General features: G+C 71.6%; 13 protein-coding genes. 4 read left to right on the top strand and 9 right to left on the bottom strand.

Annotated elements, in window-relative coordinates:
* The first annotated feature begins 5 nt into the window (after positions 1-5).
* The gene (locus CXP56_RS09775; protein ID WP_286900860.1) at positions 6-647 is read left to right on the top strand and encodes a class F sortase; all 642 of its coding nucleotides are present in this window, start codon (positions 6-8) and stop codon (positions 645-647) included.
* A gap of 3 nt (positions 648-650) precedes the next feature.
* Here the strand turns inward: CXP56_RS09775 and CXP56_RS09770 are convergent, their stop codons facing one another.
* Genes CXP56_RS09770 through CXP56_RS09755 form a run of 4 tightly spaced genes read right to left on the bottom strand, consistent with a single transcriptional unit; the run spans position 651 to position 4,445 of the window.
* Positions 651-1,733, bottom strand: a complete 1,083-nt coding sequence (locus CXP56_RS09770) for an acyl-CoA dehydrogenase family protein (RefSeq protein WP_028846737.1) — start codon at positions 1,731-1,733, stop codon at positions 651-653.
* Positions 1,730-2,920, bottom strand: coding sequence for an acyl-CoA dehydrogenase family protein (locus CXP56_RS09765; protein ID WP_028846738.1), 1,191 nt, complete (start codon positions 2,918-2,920; stop codon positions 1,730-1,732). The genes CXP56_RS09770 and CXP56_RS09765 overlap by 4 nt, the downstream gene beginning before the upstream one ends.
* On the bottom strand, positions 2,917-3,687 hold the full coding sequence (locus CXP56_RS09760; RefSeq protein ID WP_286900852.1) for an SDR family NAD(P)-dependent oxidoreductase: 771 nt from the start codon (positions 3,685-3,687) through the stop codon (positions 2,917-2,919). Before CXP56_RS09760 ends, CXP56_RS09765 begins: the two co-directional genes overlap by 4 nt.
* The gene (locus CXP56_RS09755) at positions 3,687-4,445 is read right to left on the bottom strand and encodes an SDR family oxidoreductase (protein WP_286900849.1); all 759 of its coding nucleotides are present in this window, start codon (positions 4,443-4,445) and stop codon (positions 3,687-3,689) included. Before CXP56_RS09755 ends, CXP56_RS09760 begins: the two co-directional genes overlap by 1 nt.
* Positions 4,446-4,593: 148 nt before the next feature.
* Between CXP56_RS09755 and CXP56_RS09750 the strand changes: the two genes are divergently transcribed.
* The gene (locus CXP56_RS09750) at positions 4,594-5,193 is read left to right on the top strand and encodes a TetR/AcrR family transcriptional regulator (RefSeq protein ID WP_028846741.1); all 600 of its coding nucleotides are present in this window, start codon (positions 4,594-4,596) and stop codon (positions 5,191-5,193) included.
* Between the two features lie 112 nt (positions 5,194-5,305).
* Complete coding sequence (locus CXP56_RS09745; protein WP_286900845.1) at positions 5,306-7,651, top strand: Tex family protein; 2,346 nt, start codon at positions 5,306-5,308, stop codon at positions 7,649-7,651.
* A 136-nt stretch (positions 7,652-7,787) separates the two neighbouring features.
* Here CXP56_RS09745 and CXP56_RS09740 read toward each other — a convergent pair whose 3' ends face one another.
* The 3 genes from CXP56_RS09740 to CXP56_RS09730 form a co-directional block, all read right to left on the bottom strand.
* Positions 7,788-8,330 (bottom strand): DUF4334 domain-containing protein, encoded by a 543-nt coding sequence (locus tag CXP56_RS09740; protein ID WP_038044529.1) that lies wholly within the window; start codon positions 8,328-8,330, stop codon positions 7,788-7,790.
* A gap of 124 nt (positions 8,331-8,454) precedes the next feature.
* Complete coding sequence (locus CXP56_RS09735) at positions 8,455-9,900, bottom strand: amino acid permease (protein ID WP_286900844.1); 1,446 nt, start codon at positions 9,898-9,900, stop codon at positions 8,455-8,457.
* 29 nt (positions 9,901-9,929) lie between these two features.
* Positions 9,930-10,856 (bottom strand): proline dehydrogenase family protein, encoded by a 927-nt coding sequence (locus CXP56_RS09730; RefSeq protein WP_286900841.1) that lies wholly within the window; start codon positions 10,854-10,856, stop codon positions 9,930-9,932.
* Between the two features lie 110 nt (positions 10,857-10,966).
* Between CXP56_RS09730 and CXP56_RS09725 the strand changes: the two genes are divergently transcribed.
* A complete protein-coding gene (locus CXP56_RS09725) occupies positions 10,967-12,550 on the top strand; it encodes a PucR family transcriptional regulator (protein ID WP_286900838.1) in 1,584 nt (527 codons plus the stop codon).
* Positions 12,551-12,986: 436 nt separating this feature from the next.
* On the opposite strand, the gene CXP56_RS09720 is transcribed toward CXP56_RS09725, so the two are convergent.
* Together CXP56_RS09720 and CXP56_RS09715 are read right to left on the bottom strand one after the other, a co-directional pair.
* Complete coding sequence (locus tag CXP56_RS09720) at positions 12,987-13,964, bottom strand: phosphotransferase (RefSeq protein ID WP_286900836.1); 978 nt, start codon at positions 13,962-13,964, stop codon at positions 12,987-12,989.
* A gap of 379 nt (positions 13,965-14,343) precedes the next feature.
* On the bottom strand, positions 14,344-15,507 hold the full coding sequence (locus tag CXP56_RS09715; RefSeq protein ID WP_211227477.1) for a Gfo/Idh/MocA family protein: 1,164 nt from the start codon (positions 15,505-15,507) through the stop codon (positions 14,344-14,346).
* Positions 15,508-15,878 lie beyond the last annotated feature (371 nt).

Below are 15,878 nucleotides of genomic sequence, written 5' to 3'. Positions count from 1 at the left end.
GACCAGTGCTGGGCCGGCGTCGCCGTCACGGGTTGGTGGCTGCGGCGCTGGCCCTCTGTCTCACAGCGGGCTGCTCGTCGGCGGCCTCCAGCGGTGCCGAACGTTCCCAGGCGCCCCCTTCGTCGCCGGCGCAAGCGAGCGAGCACTCCGGCCGGGGCGAGCAGGCACGGGAGAACAGCCCCCGGGGGATGCCGCCCGCACCGCCGGTCTCGGTGTCGATCCCGCGCATCGGGGCCCGTTCGTCGCTGGTGCCCGTCGGGCTGAACAAGGACCGCACCCTGGCTGTCCCGCCGGTTTCCCAGCCCATGCAGGCGGCTTGGTACCGGTACAGCCCTACTCCCGGCGAGGTGGGCCCGTCGGTCCTGCTCGGGCACGTGGACGGCGGCGGCAAGCCGGGCATCTTCCACCGGCTGCACACCCTCGAGCCCGGCGACGAAGTGATCGTCGAACGCGCCGACGGCAGCGTCGCCAGGTTCGTCGTGCGGCGTGTGGCGCAGGTGCCCAAGAAGGCGTTCCCGACCGACGAGGTCTACGGCGACACCGACCGCCCGGAGATCCGCCTGATCACCTGCGGCGGCTCGTTCGACCGCGCCGCCGGCAGCTACCGCGACAACGTCATCGTCTACGGCACGCTCAAGGCGCGCTGAGCGCTATGCGGGCAGGTCGACCAGGTCCGCCAGCGCCGCCCGGTGCCGATCCGACGTGCCGAGCCCGACCTGGTCGGCCTTGGCCCGCTTCAGATACAGGTGCACCGGGTGCTCCCAGGTCATGCCGATGCCGCCGTGCAGCTGCAGCGCTTCCTCCGCCGCACGGACGGCGACATCGCCGCAGTAGGCCTGCGCAACCGCGGTGGCGATCGGCAGGTCGGGGTCGTCCTCGGCCAGGGCGGCCGCGGCGTAACGGGCGGCGGCCGCCGCGGATTCCGTCTCGCTGTACAGATCGGCCAGGCGATGCTTGAGCGCCTGGAACCCGGCCAGCACCCGGCCGAACTGGCGGCGCTGCTGCAGGTAGTCGACGGTGGTCTGCAGGCACCAGCTCGCAATGCCGTACTGCTCCGAAGCCAGCAGCGCCGCGCCGGCCCGCAACGCACCACGGACGGCCTCCTCGGCATCGGTGACCACGGGCGCGGCCGCCACACCGTCAAGACGGATGTCCGCCAGCTGGCGGGTCATGTCGAGCGACGTCACGGGCGTCGGCTCGACGCCGGACACCGCATGAACCGTCCAACCGTCGTCGGAGGCCACCGGCACCAGCAGGACATCGGCCTCGACAGCGCCCGCCACGTTGGCCACCTCGCCGTACAGGCGGTTTCCTTCGGCGCGGACGGACGGGACGACACGATCGGGAGCAGCGGAGAACGGAACGGCCAACGCCGCCGTTCGTTCACCGGCGGCCAGCTGGCCGAGCAACTCGCTCTTCGTGCCGAGCAACACCGTGGTGGCGACGACGCTGCTGGTCAGGAACGGCACCGGGGCCACCGACCTGCCCAGCTCCTCGAGCACGACGGCCGCTTCCCTGGCGGACGCCCCCGCCCCGCCGTCGGCCTCGGGCACCAGCAGTCCGGTCACCCCGAGCTCGGCGGACAGCGCGCGCCACAGCGGCTCGACCACCGAGCGGTCCCCGTCGTACATCGCGGCGACGGCCGCGGACGGGCACCGGTCCTTCAGCAGCGAGCGCACGGACGCCCGCAGGTCCTCCTCCACGTCGGTGTAGAGCAGGTTCAGTTCGCTCATCGGGGCAGGTCCTTCCACGGGACGTCCTTGTCGGTGCGCGGTTCGGCGGGCAGGCCGAGCACCCGCTCGGCGACGATGTTGCGGAGGATCTCCGACGTGCCGCCCTCGATGGAGTTGCCTTTGCTGCGCAGGTAGCGGTAGCCGACGTCGCGGCCGGTGAAGTTCACCCGGTGCGGCCGCACGAACGACCAGTCGTCGTACCGGATGCCGTCGTCCTCCCGCAGCTCCACCTCCAGTCCGGACAGGGCCTGGTTCAACCGCGCGAACGTCAGCTTCATGGTGGCGCCTTCCGGGCCGGGCAGGCCGGCGGCCAGCTTCTGCCGCAGCCGCATCCTGGTCAGCCGCGCCACCTCGGACTCCACCCACAACCGCAGCAGCCGGTCGTGCAACGCGGACCTGCGCCGCTCCGGGTGGTCCCGCCAGGCCTTGGCCACCACACCGATCATTCCGCCTTCCCGGGGCGTCGGGCCGTCCCCGATCGCCACGCGCTCGGCGTTCAGCGTCGTGGTGGCCACCCGCCACCCCTCGCCGACCGCGCCGAGCCGCTGGCTGTCCGGGATGCGCACGTCGGTCAGGAAGACCTCGTTGAACTCCGCCTCGCCGGTGATCTGCCGCAGCGGCCGCACCTGAACGCCCGGCGCGTGCATGTCGCAGATGAAGTAGGTCAGCCCGCGATGCTTGGGCACGTCCGGATCGGTGCGGGCCACCAGGATCCCGAAATCCGCGCGGTGGGCCGCCGACGTCCACACCTTCTGCCCGTTGACCACCCACCCGTCGCCGTCGGGCACCGCCCTGGTCGCCAACCCCGCCAGGTCGGACCCCGCACCCGGCTCGGAGAACAGCTGGCACCAGATTTCCTCCCCGGTCCACAGCGGACGCAGGTAGCGGCGCTTCTGCTCTTCGGTGCCGTACGCCAGGATGGTCGGCGCGGCCATGCCCAGCCCGATGGCGTTGCCCGCCGGGTCGTTGTCCGGGGCGCCCGCGGCGGCCAGCTCCGCGTCCACCACCGCTTGCAGGTCACGCGGATAGCCCAGCCCGCCGTGCCCGGGCGGGAAATGCACCCATGCCAGGCCGGCGTCGTACCGCGCACGAAGGAACTCCAGCCGGTCGGTGGTCGCGGGGTCGTGTTCGGCCAGCAGCGCCGCGACTCTCGCACGGACGTCGGCCAGCGGGTCGGATTCGCTCATCGTTCCAGCGCCTCCATGCGTTGCTGCACCTTGTTCATGTCGGCGAGCCAGCGGTCGGTGTCCTGCGCCCGCGCCGCGTAGTAGGCGGCCACTTCCGGGTGCGGGAGGATCAGGAACCGGTCGTCGTGCAGCGCCTCCCACACCGCGTCCGCGACGCGCTCCGGCGGCAGGATGCCGTCGTGCTCCAGCACCGCCTTCATCGGCCCGGCCTGCTCGACCATCCGGGTTCGCACACCCTGCGGGCAGACCGCCTGCACGACGATGCCCCGGTGCCGGTAGGTCGCCGACAGCCACTCGGCGAACGCGACCACGGCGTGCTTGCTCGCCGAGTAGGTGGGGCTGCCCAGCATGGTCAGCAGCCCGGCGGCCGATGCCGTCACCACGAAGCGCCCGTGGCCACGCTCCAGCCACTCGGGCATCAGCAGCCGGGCAGCTCGTACGTGGGCAAGCAGGTTCACCTCGAGCGACGCCGCCCAGTCGGCCTCGCTCGCCTGGAGCCCGCGGCCACGCTCGACACCGGCGTTGCCGAACCACACATCGACCCCGCCCCACAGGTCACCGGCCGCCGCCACCAGCTCGGCGACTCCGTCTTCGGACGCCGCGTCGCAGCCCACTGCCTCGGCACCGATCTCCCTGGCGACCTGCTCCGCGGCCCCGGCGTCGATGTCGTTGACCAGTACCCGGCACCCCTCGGCGGCCAGCCGGGTGGCCAACGCCCGGCCGATGCCGTGGCCCGCGCCGGTGACGACCATCCGCTGCCCGGACATCACATGCCGTTGCCGGTCAGCGTGACACCACCGTCGACGACCAGCACCTGCCCGGTCATCCACACCGCGTCCTCGGACAGCAGGAACGCCACGACGCTGCCGACGTCGTCCGGAACCCCCAGCCGCTTGAGCGGGTAGGCGGCCGCCACCTCGTCCTCCTTGCCCTCGTAGAGCTTGGTGGCGAACCGCGTCTTGACCACCCCGGGGGCCACCGCGTTGACCCGGACGCGCGGCCCCAGCTCGACCGCCAGCTCCTGGGTGAGGTAGCTGAGCATCGCCTTGGTGGCGCCGTAGAAGCCGATCCCCGGGGCCGGGCGCTGCCCGGCGATCGAGGACACGTTGACGATCGCCCCGCCGTGCTCGCCCATCCACGCCCGATGTACCTGCTGCACCCAGGACAGCGCGGCCAGGCAGTTCACCTCGACGATCTTGCGCGCCGCGCCGAGGTCGAGGTCGAGCAGCGGCCCGTAGACCGGGTTGATCCCGGTGTTGTTGACCAGGAAGTCGGCGCCGCCGAAGGCCTCGATGGCCCGCTCGACGGTTTCCCGCTGGTGGTCGGGGTCGTCGGCGTGCCCGGGTACTCCGATGGCGTGCTCGCTGCCGCCGAGCCGGTCCACCGCCTCGGCGAGCGGCTCCGGCTTGCGCGCGGTGACGACGACCTTGGCCCCGTCGGCGACCAGGCGTTCGGCCACGGCGAAGCCGATGCCCCTGCTGGCCCCGGTCACGATCGCGGTCCGTCCGGCGAATGGCTTGCCCATGTCGCTCCTCGCTGAGCTCGGCAACGGACTAAGCGGTCGCTTAGTGCTACGCTTCACCCTGACACGGGGCCGCCGAAGGCGTCAACCGTGCCGCCGCCACCATCCACCGGCCGGCCGACGTGGAGACCCGACGCACGATGAACGGCAGATGAGCAGCACGGAGAACACGCGGGCCGGCGCCTCCCGCGCGCGGTTGGTGGAGGCCGCCGTCACGGCCTTCGCCGAACGGGGTTTCCACGGCACCAGCACCCGTGACATCGCGGCGGCCGCGGGCATGAGCCCGGCCGCCGTCTACGTGCATCACCGCAGCAAGGAAGACCTGCTCTACCTGATCTCCCGGGTCGGCCACGACGACACCGTCGCCGTGATCCGCCAGGCGGCGGACTCCACGGACGACCCGGCGGCGCGGCTCGCGGCGGTGATGCGGGCGTTCGCGCTGCACCACGCCCGCGAGCACACCCGCGCGCGCATCGTCAACTACGAGCTGAACGCGCTGAGCCGGGAGCACCTGGCCGAGATCTCGGCCATCCGGCGGCAGATCCGGCTCGACGTGCAGGCGATGATCCAGGACGGCGTGGACGCCGGCGTGTTCGACACCCCGGATCCGGCGAAGGCGGCGATGGCGGTGTTGTCGCTGGGCATCGACATCGCCCGGTGGTACCGCGACGACGGCTCGTGGACCCCGGAGGAGATCGCCGACTTCTACGCCGACCTGGCGCTGCGCGTCGTCGGGGCCGGACGACGCTGACCGCCTCCGCCCGCGTCCGGGCCGCCCGTCGGGCAAACGCCGGGCCGGTGCACGCCGTCAAGTCGATCTCGGTGAGAATGCCGCCGGTACCAGGCAAGCAGAAGGGGCAAGCGTGACACCGACCGTCCAGACCGCCATCCATCAACGCATCGCCGACGAACTCGAGGTGACCCCGCGCCAGGTCGCCGCAGCGGTGGAACTGCTGGACGGCGGGGCGACCGTGCCGTTCATCGCCCGCTACCGCAAGGAGGTCACCGGCGGGCTGACCGACACCCAGCTGCGGCAGCTCGACGAGCGGCTGCGTTACCTGCGCGAGCTGGAGGAGCGGCGGGCCACGATCCTGGAGTCCATCCGCCAGCAGGGCAAGCTCACCGACGAGCTGAAGGCGCGCATCATGGCGGCCGACTCGAAGGCCCGCCTGGAGGACATCTACCTGCCCTACAAGCCGAAGCGGCGCACCAAGGGCCAGATCGCCAAGGAAGCCGGGCTGGAGCCGCTGGCCGACGCACTGCTGTCCGACCCCACCCAGGACCCGGAGGCGACCGCGGAGCAGTACGTCGACGCGGACAAGGGCGTGGCCGACGTCAAGGCCGCGCTGGACGGCGCGCGGGCCATCCTCGTCGAACGCTTCGCCGAGGACGCCGACCTGGTCGGCGAGCTGCGTGAGCGGATGTGGACGCACGGCTACCTGGTGTCGAAGGTGCGCCCGGGCAAGGAGGCCGAGGGCGCCAAGTACGCCGACTACTTCGACTTCTCCGAGCCGTTCACCAAGCTGGTGTCGCACCGGATCCTGGCGCTGTTCCGCGCCGAGAAGGAGGAGATCCTCGAGCTCACCATGGCGCCGGACGAGCCGGTCACCCCGGACGGCGAGCTCGCGGACACCGGCGCCGAGTACGAGCGGCTCGTCGCCGCCCGGTTCGGCATCGCCGACCAGGGCCGCCCGGCGGACTCGTGGCTGCTGACCACCGCGCGCTGGGCGTGGCGGACCAAGATCCACCTGCACTTGAGCATCGACCTGCGCATGCGGTTGCGGCAGCTCGCCGAGGAGGAGGCGGTGCGGGTGTTCGCGGCCAACCTGCGCGACCTGCTGCTGGCCGCGCCCGCGGGCACCCGCCCGACCATCGGCCTGGACCCCGGCTACCGCACCGGTGTCAAGGTGGCCGTGGTGGACGGCACCGGCAAGCTGCTGGAGACCGCCACCATCTACCCGCACCAGCCGCAGCAGCAGTGGGAGGCGGCCCTGGCCACGCTGCGCGAGCTGGCCGTCAAGCACGGCATCGAGCTGATCGCCATCGGCAACGGCACCGCGTCCCGGGAGACCGACAAGCTGGTCGGCGAGCTGATCCGCCGTCACCCGGAGCTGAAGCTGACCAAAGCGATGGTGTCCGAGGCCGGGGCGTCGGTCTACTCCGCCTCCGAGTACGCCGCCAGGGAGCTGCCCGACATCGACGTGTCGCTGCGGGGCGCCGTCTCCATCGCCCGCAGGCTGCAGGACCCGCTCGCCGAGCTGGTCAAGATCGAGCCGAAATCCATCGGCGTCGGCCAGTACCAGCACGACGTCTCCCAGGTCGCGCTGGCGCGCTCACTGGACGCCGTGGTCGAGGACTGCGTGAACGCGGTCGGCGTGGACCTCAACACCGCGTCGGTGCCGCTGCTGGCCAGGGTGTCGGGCATCGGCCCCACGCTCGCCGAAAGCATCGTGGCGCACCGGGACGCCAACGGGCCGTTCCGTTCCCGCAAGGCGCTGCAGGACGTGCCGCGGCTCGGCCCGAAGGCGTTCGAGCAGTGCGCCGGGTTCCTGCGGATCCCCGACGGCGACGACCCGCTGGACGCCTCGGCGGTGCACCCCGAGGCCTACCCGGTGGTGCGGCGCATCGCCGAAACCGCCCGGATGCCGATCAAGGAGCTGATCGGCAACACCACGGTGCTGCGCAAGCTCGACCCGCAGCAGTTCGTCGACGACCGGTTCGGCCTGCCCACCGTCACCGACATCCTGGCCGAGCTGGACAAGCCGGGCCGGGACCCGCGCCCGGCGTTCACCACGGCGCGGTTCGCCGACGGCGTCGAGCAGCTGACCGACCTCAAGCCGGGCATGGTGCTCGAAGGCGTGGTCACCAACGTGGCCGCGTTCGGCGCATTCGTCGACGTCGGCGTGCACCAGGACGGCCTGGTGCACATCTCGGCGATGTCGGACTCTTTCGTCAAGGACCCGCGAGACGTCGTGCGGTCCGGCGACGTGGTCCGGGTGAAGGTGCTGGACGTCGATCCCGAGCGGCAACGCATCTCGCTGACCATGCGGCTCGAGGACGAGCCGGGGAAACCCGCCCAGCGTTCCCGCAATGAGCGGCGCACCGGCGGCCAGCGCAAACCGGGCAATCAGGGTCGGCGCGGCCGACAGCGGGAAGCCAGGCCACAGGGCGCCATGGCCGAGGCGCTGCGCAAGGCAGGCCTGGTCTAGCCCCGGCGAAGCGGCGCCTGCCGCCATGCCCGCTGGGCTCGAACGACGATCCGACGGATCACCACGACCGATCACAGCCCAGCGAGGCGGCAGGCGACCGACCGCCGACAGGATGCGCCGCGTCGCCCGGGAACGCTCAGCGTTCCCGGCGCAGCACGAAGAAGTACAGCTGCTCGGCCCCGCGCTGATCCATCGCGCCCAGCAGGGTGTCCTCGTCCACCCGCCGGAAGACGTCGATGATCGGCAGGTGGTCGTAGATCATCGCCGCGCTGACCTTGCCGCGGAACTCCACGTCCCGCAGCCGGGCCCGCGGCTTGCGGGTGCGCAGCACCGGCCGCAGCACCGGCAACGCCCGGCGGACCCGTTCCATCACCGGCAGCGGGATCCGGTCGGCCACCGCGACCGGCAGCTTCCGCGGCTCGACCGCGAACACCTCGCCGTCGGCCGAGAACAGCAGCGGGTGCACGTCCTCGGTGCTGTCGAACTGCTTGCCGTACCAGCCGGAGGCGGTCAGCAGGCCGTCCATCGGATGCCCGGTGCGCAGTTCCGAACCGGTCCAGCGCCCGGTCAGGTCGACCGAACGCACCGTCGGCAAGGCGTCGAACAGCGCCAAGGCGTCGTCCGGGGTACAACCGGCCTGCAGTTCCGTCAACCGTGCTGCCGCATCGAGGTCTGCCATGCGGTCATTATTCGCCGCCGGCTGCGACCTCCGGTGCACGATTGCGGCCAACCTGCTCCCCTTGGGCCCGGCAGGTGACGAAGACCCCGGCGCCCGGGCGCCGGGGTCTTCGGTGCGCGTGCTCCTACTTGCCGCCGGAAACCTCGTCCGGCCGCAGCTCGTTCAGCTTGGACCGCTTACGGCTGTAGGTCAGGTAGACCACCAGGCCGACGAGGAACCACACGGCGAACCGCAGCCACGTCTCCGGCTGCAGGAAGGTGATCAGCCAGATCGAGAAGACCACGCCGATGATCGGCACCACCGGCATGCCGGGGCAGCGGAAGTTGCGCGGCAGGTCCGGCCGGCGGTAGCGGAGCACCACCACCGCGGTGCAGACCACCACGAACGCCAGCAGGATGCCGATGTTGGTCAGCTCGGCGGCTTCGGCGATGGGCAGGAAGCCTGCGATGACCGCGGACACCACGCCGAGCAGCCACGTGGTGCGGGTGGGCACCTTGCGGGTCGGGTGGGTCTTCGACAGCCACTGGGGCAGCAGGCCGTCCCGGCTCATCGCGAAGCCGACCCTGGCGGCACCCATGAGGAAGGTGAACAGCACCGTCAGGATGCCCAGGATGGCGCCGACCGCGATGATCAGGCCGAGCCAGTCGAGGCCGATGGTGGCGAACGCGCTGGAGAACGCCGCCTCGGTGTCGATCTCGGTGTAGTTGACCATGCCGGTCAGCACCAGGCAGGCCAGCACGTACAGCACCATCGAGATGATCAGCGAGTAGATGATCGCCTTCGGCATGTGCCGCTGCGAGTCCTTGGACTCCTCCGCCGCGGTGGACATCGCGTCGTACCCGAAGACCGCGAAGAACACGGTCGCCGCGCCGGTGAGCGCGCCCGCCAGGCCGAACGGGGCGAACGGATCCCAGTTGCCCGCGTCGATGTGGAACGCGCCGACGACGATCACCAGCAGCACCACACCGACCTTGAGGTAGACCAGTGAGGTCTCGAATCGCGCGGCGCTCCTCATGCCCCGGTTCAGCACGAACGCGATCAGCACGCAGAGCAGCACCGCGAACAGGTTGACCACGTACGAGCCCTCGGGCACCCCCTCCGGCTCGGTGCCCGGAGCGCCGGACATCCACAGCGGAAGCTCGATGCCCAGAAAACCGAGCAGGTCGTTGAAATAGCCGGAAATGCCGATCGCCACCACGGACACGATGGCGGTGTATTCCAGCAGCAGGTCCCAGCCGATGAACCAGCCGGCGAATTCACCGAGCACCGCATAGCCGTAGGTGTAGGCGGAACCCGCGCGCGGGATCAGGCCGGCGAACTCGGCGTAGGAGAACGCCGCCGCGGCGCTGGCCACGCCCGCGATGAGGAACGAGAACAGCACCGCCGGTCCGGCGGTCTGGTTGGCCACCGCTCCGGCCAGCGAGAAGATCCCGGCGCCGATGATGCCACCGACACCGATCGCGGTGAGCTGCCACAACCCGAGGGTGCGGCGCAGCCCTCCGCCCTCGACCTCCTCGATGTGCTCGAGCGGTTTGCGGCGGAGGATGTCCGACCGCAATTGCGAGATCATCGACATGGGACGTCCTCTCGGTCAGTCGATCAGGTGGTACTGACGAAGGAGCGCAGGAAGAATGCCAGATTGGCCGGACGCTCGGCCAGCCGCCGCATGAAATACGGGTACCACTCACGTCCGAAAGGCACGTAGGAACGCACCTGCCGCCCTGCGCGAGCGAGCCGCTGTTGTTCTTGCTCCCGGACGCCGAACAGCATCTGGAACTCGAACTCGCCCCGGCCGCGGCCGGATTGCCGGGCCAGGTGTTCGGCGATGGTGATCAGCCGAGGGTCGTGGGTGGCGACCATCGGATAGCCCGCGCCGTTCATCAACGTGCGCAAGCACCGCACGTAGGAGGCGTCGACCTCGCGTCGGGTGCGGTAAGCCACGGACGCCGGCTCGTCGTAGGCGCCTTTGCACAGCCGGACCCGCGAACCCGGCCCGGACAGCTCCGCGCAGTCGGCCTCGGTCCTGCGCAGGTAGGCCTGCAGCACGGCGCCAACCCACGGGAAGTCCACCCGCAGGTCGCGGACGATCTGCAACGTCGAGTCGGTGGTGGTGTGGTCCTCCATGTCCACGGTGACCGTGGTGCCCGCCGCAGCCGCGGCGGAACAGATGCCCCTGGCGTTGTCCAGCGCGATCTTGTCGCCGTCCCGCGGCAGCGCCTGGCCGAGCGCGGACAGCTTCACCGAGACCTCCACCCGGTCGGTGAGGCCTTCGTCGGCGAGCCGGGCCAGCAGCTGTTGGTAGGCCTGCGCGGTCCGTTCGGCCTGCTGCCGGTCGCGCGTGTCCTCGCCCAGCAGGTCCAGCGTGACCAGCCGCCCGCCGGCGATGCGGTGGACCGTGGCGACCGCCGTCGGAGCGTCCACACCGGCGACGAACCGGTCGACCACGGGACGGACCAGCGACGATCGTTCGGCGACGCCGCGCAGCACCCGGGACCGGGAAGCCGCGATGAGCCCAGCTCGCAACAATGGTCTCTCCTCACCGACGAGCAATGCCTGACCGAACGGTAGGGAATTCCGCCGGATGACGGATTGTCCGCGCGGACAGTCTTGGACGAGCCGAGTTGTAGGGTCGAACAATGTCCGTCGAGTTGAGCCGCCTTCTCCTCGCCGTCGGCGCATCGCTGATGGACCTGAAGGCCGGGGATCCGCACACCCCGATCCGGGGACTGGCCATCCTCGATCCGGACGACGAACCGGGCAGCTACCGGGACGAGCTGGTGCTGGTCATCGGGGCACGCGGCCGGGAAGCGGCCCGTGCGGTGCGAACCGCCGGCCAGCACGGCGCGGCCGCGGCCGCGGTCAAGACCAGCCCGGCAGGCGAGCCGGACGTGCGGGAGGCCGCAGAAGACGCCGGGATCGCGCTGCTCACCGTGCGGCCGCAAGTCCGGTGGGACCAGCTGGCCGCCGTCGTGCGCGAGGTGCTGGACAGCTTCGCGGTGCACAACGACGGCGAGCCGGGACCGGAGCCGACCGAGGACCTGTTCGCCCTCGCCCAGTCGGTCGCGGCGCTGACCGGTGGCGCGGTGAGCATCGAGGACACCACGCCGCGAGTGCTCGCCTACTCCCGCTCCGGCGACGAGGTGGACGACTTGCGGCGGTTGTCGATCCTGGGCTGGCAGGGACCCGAGCCGTACCTCGAGCTGCTCCGGCAGTGGGGCGTCTACCACCGGCTGCGCACGTCCGACGAGGTGCTGCGGATCCAGGCACATCCCGACCTGGGCATCCGCGCGCGGCTGGCCGTCGGCATCCGGGCGGGCAATCAGCACCTGGGCTCGATCTGGGTGCAGCAGGGTGATCAGCCGTTCTCCGAGCACGCCGAGTCCGCGCTGATCGGCGCCGCGCGGCTGGCCGCCGTCCACCTGCTGCGCCGCCGTGGCGCGCCGTGGCGTTCGCGCGGCGAGCTGGTGGCCGGCCTGCTCGACGGGACCGCCAGCGCGGACCTGGTGGCCGGCCAGCTCGGCCTGGACTCCTCGGTGTCCGCCGTGGTCGCCGCGTTCGCCGCCCGGGACACCCAGCACGACCGTCCGACGCTGGAACTGCACCGTGTCGAGCTGGCCACCACGGTGTCGGTGCACATGACGTCGTTCCGGCACGGGGCGCTGGTCGGCACCGTCGGCACACGCGTCTACGCCGTGCTGCCCGAGGTGCGTACCGATCGCACCGAACCGGGCTTGCTCACGCTGGCCCGCGACGTGGTGGCGGTGCTGCGCCGCAGGTCGGGGCTGACCGTGCAGGTCGGGGTCGGTGCCCCGGTGCCCTCGCTGGCCGAGGTCCCGGCATCGCGCGCGGACGCCGACCGGGTGCTCGACGCGCTGGCGCGCACCCCCGAGACCGACGTGGCCACGATCACCGACCGCCGCGCGGACGTCCTTCTCGGCGAGACGCTGAAACTGCTCGAGGAGCACCCGGACCTGCGCGATCCCGCGGTCACCGCGCTGGTGGAGCACGATGCGGCCCAGGGAACCGAGCTGGCCCGTTCGCTGCTGGCCTATCTCGACGCGATGGGTGACGTCCGGTCCGCGGCGGCGGGCCTGCACATCCACCCCAACACCTTGCGCCACCGGGTCCGCAGGGCAGCGGAAATCAGCGGCTTGTCGTTGGCCGATCCGCGTGAGCGGCTTTGCTGCCACCTGCAGCTGCTGCTGGCCACCCGGAGTTGACGCGCCGATCCCGACGCGACCCGTCCGGGCCCGGATGAGCCGGATGGGCAGGCACGTCGTGCCGTCCGCCAGGCTGTTCGCCATACCCGCCTGTCGGAAACGGACCGTGTCGTCGCCGCTATCGAGCGGGCACGAGGGGGATTTCCTCGGCCGAGTGAACCGATCCCACGACAGTGCCCGTGTGAGTAGCACGATCGCATGGTTACCAGCCTGCGATCCCGCCACACACTGGGCGCGCCCCGTACGGTAGGGCCCGACGCACCACCCGGCGGGCGGCTCCACGCACCGCTGCCGGCCGGTGGCCGTCCCCTTCCGGCCACCGTCGGGTGCGCTCGTGTCTGGTCCGAGGCCAGTCACCGCCCTCGCATGGTCTCGGACAGACGCCCCCAAGCCGCCCCCGGGAACCCACCCCCCGGGGGCGGCCTTCCCCTTCGAGTCACGAGAAGTATGCGGGCTTCGCCACCGACAGCAAGGTCTCCAGCGGAGCCGATGCGAATTTGTGGTCTTCGCCGGCCAGCTGCAAGGCCCGGTGCCAGGTCAGCGTGCGCGCCACCTTGGCGAGGCGGCACGCGAGATCGAGTTCTTGCCGCAACGCCCCGGGCGGGGCCAGGTCGGCGAACTCGCCGAGGTAGGCGTCCCGCAGTCGCAGCGCGGCAGCCCCGCCTCCTTCGGCGTCGACGTAGTTCAGCGGCACGAACATGCTGAAGAACGGGTGGGCGACCACCGCGTCACCCCAGTCGTAGAAGCGGGCGGGCTCGCCCTCCTCGCCCAGGATGTTGCCCGGATGCAGGTCGTGGTGGTCGATGCTGATCCCCACCCGCGACGCGGCGAGCCGTTCGCACCAACGCTCGACCTCGCCGCGCATCGAGCGCACCCGGTCGTAGGCGGCTCGCTGGTCCTCGCCTGCCTTGCTGCGCGCGAACTCCGCGACCGACTCCACCGCCTCGGTGAACCGCTGCGGCATCACCTCCGGCCGGGCGTCCGGCACGCCACGGTCCAGCAGCTCGGGCACGGACGGCTGGACCTGCCGCTGCAGCCGGGCGTAGTCGGCCACCGCGCTCGTCATCCGCTGCACGAGCGCGGCCTGATCCGTGCCGGTCTGCTGGAACAGCGTCGGGCCACCGTCGGGAAGCACGATCCACGCCCGGGGCTCGTCGATCGCGATCGGTGCCAGCACGCTGTCCGGCGCCGCCCGGTGCAGCACCGGGTAGAGGCGGATCTCGAACGCGGTGCCGGGCCCGGCCGCCTTCAGCCACACCACTCCCCGATCGGTCGGCGCGCGCAGCGCCGTGGCCCATGCCTTCACGTGCGGCTGCGTGACGTCGCCGGTGCGGCGCATCCCCGCCGCGGCCAATTGCTCGTCCAGCCAGGCGGTCGCCGCCTGCACCCACGACGGGGACGTCCACTCGATCATGCAGCGGTTTCTACCGCATCGGCGTGTGCGAGGTCCGGGATTTTCCGGCCGACGGCCCGGCGACGAGCACGGCGCGCGGGGATCTCCGCTGCTCGACGGCTCACTGGTTGCTGAAGGCCGAGCCGAACGCGCCGTCCGCCCGGCGCCCCGCTGCCACACCGTGCGACCGGGATTTCAGGTCAGCGCCGGAATGCCTGCCCGCGTGTGACAGCCCGGGCGCCCACGGAGTCCAGCAGCCGGGTCGTGGTGTGCCGCTCGCAGGCCGGCCAGTGGCCGCGGCGACCTCCCGGCCGTCGCAACCCCGCCGCTCCGCCAGCCGCGCGACTCGGCGAACCACGGGTTCGCCACTGCCGGGTGACCACCATGATCGGCTGCTTCGTCAGGCGACCTGCGTCGATTGCTCGACCGGAGTCCACACACTGTCCCGCGCTGCGCTTGCCTGGACCGCGCCGATCACCCGCTGCACCGCGAGCCCGTCGGCGAACGACGGTTCCGGGTCGGTGCCTTCGGCGATGGCGTTGAGCATGTCCGCCGCCTGGTGGGCGAACCCGTGCTCGTAGCCGAGCAGGTGCCCCGGCGGCCACCAGCCGGCCAGGTAGGGGTGCTCCGGTTCGGTGACCAGGATGCGGGTGAAGCCGGCTTCGCCGCCCGCGGTGCCGTCGTAGAACCGCAGCACGTTCAGCTCCTCCAGGTCGAACGCCAGGCTGCCCCGCGAGCCGTTGATCTCGATGCGCAGCGCGTTCTTCCGGCCGTTGGCCATCCGGGTGGCCTCGAACGTGCCCATCGCACCGCCGGAGAACCGGGCGAGAAACGCCACCGCGTCGTCCACGGTGACCTTGCCGGTGCGGTGGCCGTCCGGCTCCGGCAGCGGACGCTCCGGCACGAACGTCCTGGCCGTCGCGCTGACGCCGACGATCCGCTCGCCGGTGACGTACTGGGTGAGGTCGATGATGTGCGAGCCGATGTCGCCGAGCGCCCCGGAACCCGCCCGCTCGACCTGCAGCCGCCAGGTCAACGGAGCATGCGGATCGGTCAGCCAGTCCTGCAGGTACTGCGCCCGGACGTGCCTGATCTCGCCGATCCTGCCGTCCGCGACCAGCTTGCGGGCCAGCGCGATCGCCGGGACCCGCCGGTAGGTGAAGCCGACCATGCTGCGCACGCCGTTCGCGCGCGCCCGCTCCGCGGCTGCGGCCATCGCCTCCGCCTCGGCCAGGGTGTTGGCCAGCGGCTTCTCGCACAACACGTGCTTGCCCGCGGCCAGTGCGGCGATGGCGATTTCGGCGTGCGTGTCGCCCGGCGTGCAGATGTCCACCAGGTGCACGTCGTCGCGCTCGATCAGCGCGCGCCAGTCCGTCTCGGTGTCCTTCCAGCCGAACCGGCGCGCGACGTCGGCGACGGCCTCGGCGTCCCGGCCGGCCAGGGCCACCAGTTCGGGTTCCAGTGCCGGCCGCAGGAAGCTGCGCGCGCTGCGCCACCCCTGCGAGTGCGCCCGGCCCATGAAGGCGTAGCCGATGACTCCGATGCCGATCGTCGCTTCACCCACGGTGTTTCGTCCCTGCCTGTCGTGTCGGTCGTTTCCTGGCGGCGCTCGGCGGTGTCCCGTCACGCCCAGCGGCTCCGGCCCGGGCGCCCGGATGCCGGTTCGCCCGTGTCGGCACGCCCGGTGTTCCGGGTGACGGTGTGCGCGGTCAGCGCCCTGTTTCCGCACGCCTGCCCGGTGCTGGTGCTGCCCACCCCGATGCCATCCTGTGCCCGGCGAGAGCACGCTCCCCGCTCCTGCCGTCGGCCCGCCTCCGCCGTCAGGACTTGAAGCCGAGCGGCACGTGCTGTCCGCGATTCTCCTCGGCCACCACCGGTGCGGTGAGCGCCATGGCACCGCGGAACCTTCATCTGGGCCCGGTCGGGCATGTCCCT

The sequence above is a fragment of the Thermocrispum sp. genome, from assembly GCF_002919275.1.
Classification (GTDB): Bacteria; Actinomycetota; Actinomycetes; order Mycobacteriales; family Pseudonocardiaceae; genus Thermocrispum; species Thermocrispum agreste.
Note: the sequence above shows the minus strand (reverse complement) of the source record. Positions and strands in the feature narration are given on the sequence as shown.

What these genes read in the sequence shown, in the direction of transcription:
- CXP56_RS09760 (WP_286900852.1), bottom strand. Translation starts at nt 3,687, where the DNA reads ATGTCCGGGCAGCGGATGGTCGTCACCGGCGCGGGCCACGGCATCGGC.
- CXP56_RS09765 (WP_028846738.1), bottom strand. Translation starts at nt 2,920, where the DNA reads ATGAGCGAATCCGACCCGCTGGCCGACGTCCGTGCGAGAGTCGCGGCG.
- CXP56_RS09735 (WP_286900844.1), bottom strand. Translation starts at nt 9,900, where the DNA reads ATGATCTCGCAATTGCGGTCGGACATCCTCCGCCGCAAACCGCTCGAG.
- CXP56_RS09770 (WP_028846737.1), bottom strand. Translation starts at nt 1,733, where the DNA reads ATGAGCGAACTGAACCTGCTCTACACCGACGTGGAGGAGGACCTGCGG.
- CXP56_RS09750 (WP_028846741.1), top strand. Translation starts at nt 4,594, where the DNA reads ATGAGCAGCACGGAGAACACGCGGGCCGGCGCCTCCCGCGCGCGGTTG.
- CXP56_RS09740 (WP_038044529.1), bottom strand. Translation starts at nt 8,330, where the DNA reads ATGGCAGACCTCGATGCGGCAGCACGGTTGACGGAACTGCAGGCCGGT.
- CXP56_RS09755 (WP_286900849.1), bottom strand. Translation starts at nt 4,445, where the DNA reads ATGGGCAAGCCATTCGCCGGACGGACCGCGATCGTGACCGGGGCCAGC.
- CXP56_RS09725 (WP_286900838.1), top strand. Translation starts at nt 10,967, where the DNA reads ATGTCCGTCGAGTTGAGCCGCCTTCTCCTCGCCGTCGGCGCATCGCTG.
- CXP56_RS09720 (WP_286900836.1), bottom strand. Translation starts at nt 13,964, where the DNA reads ATGATCGAGTGGACGTCCCCGTCGTGGGTGCAGGCGGCGACCGCCTGG.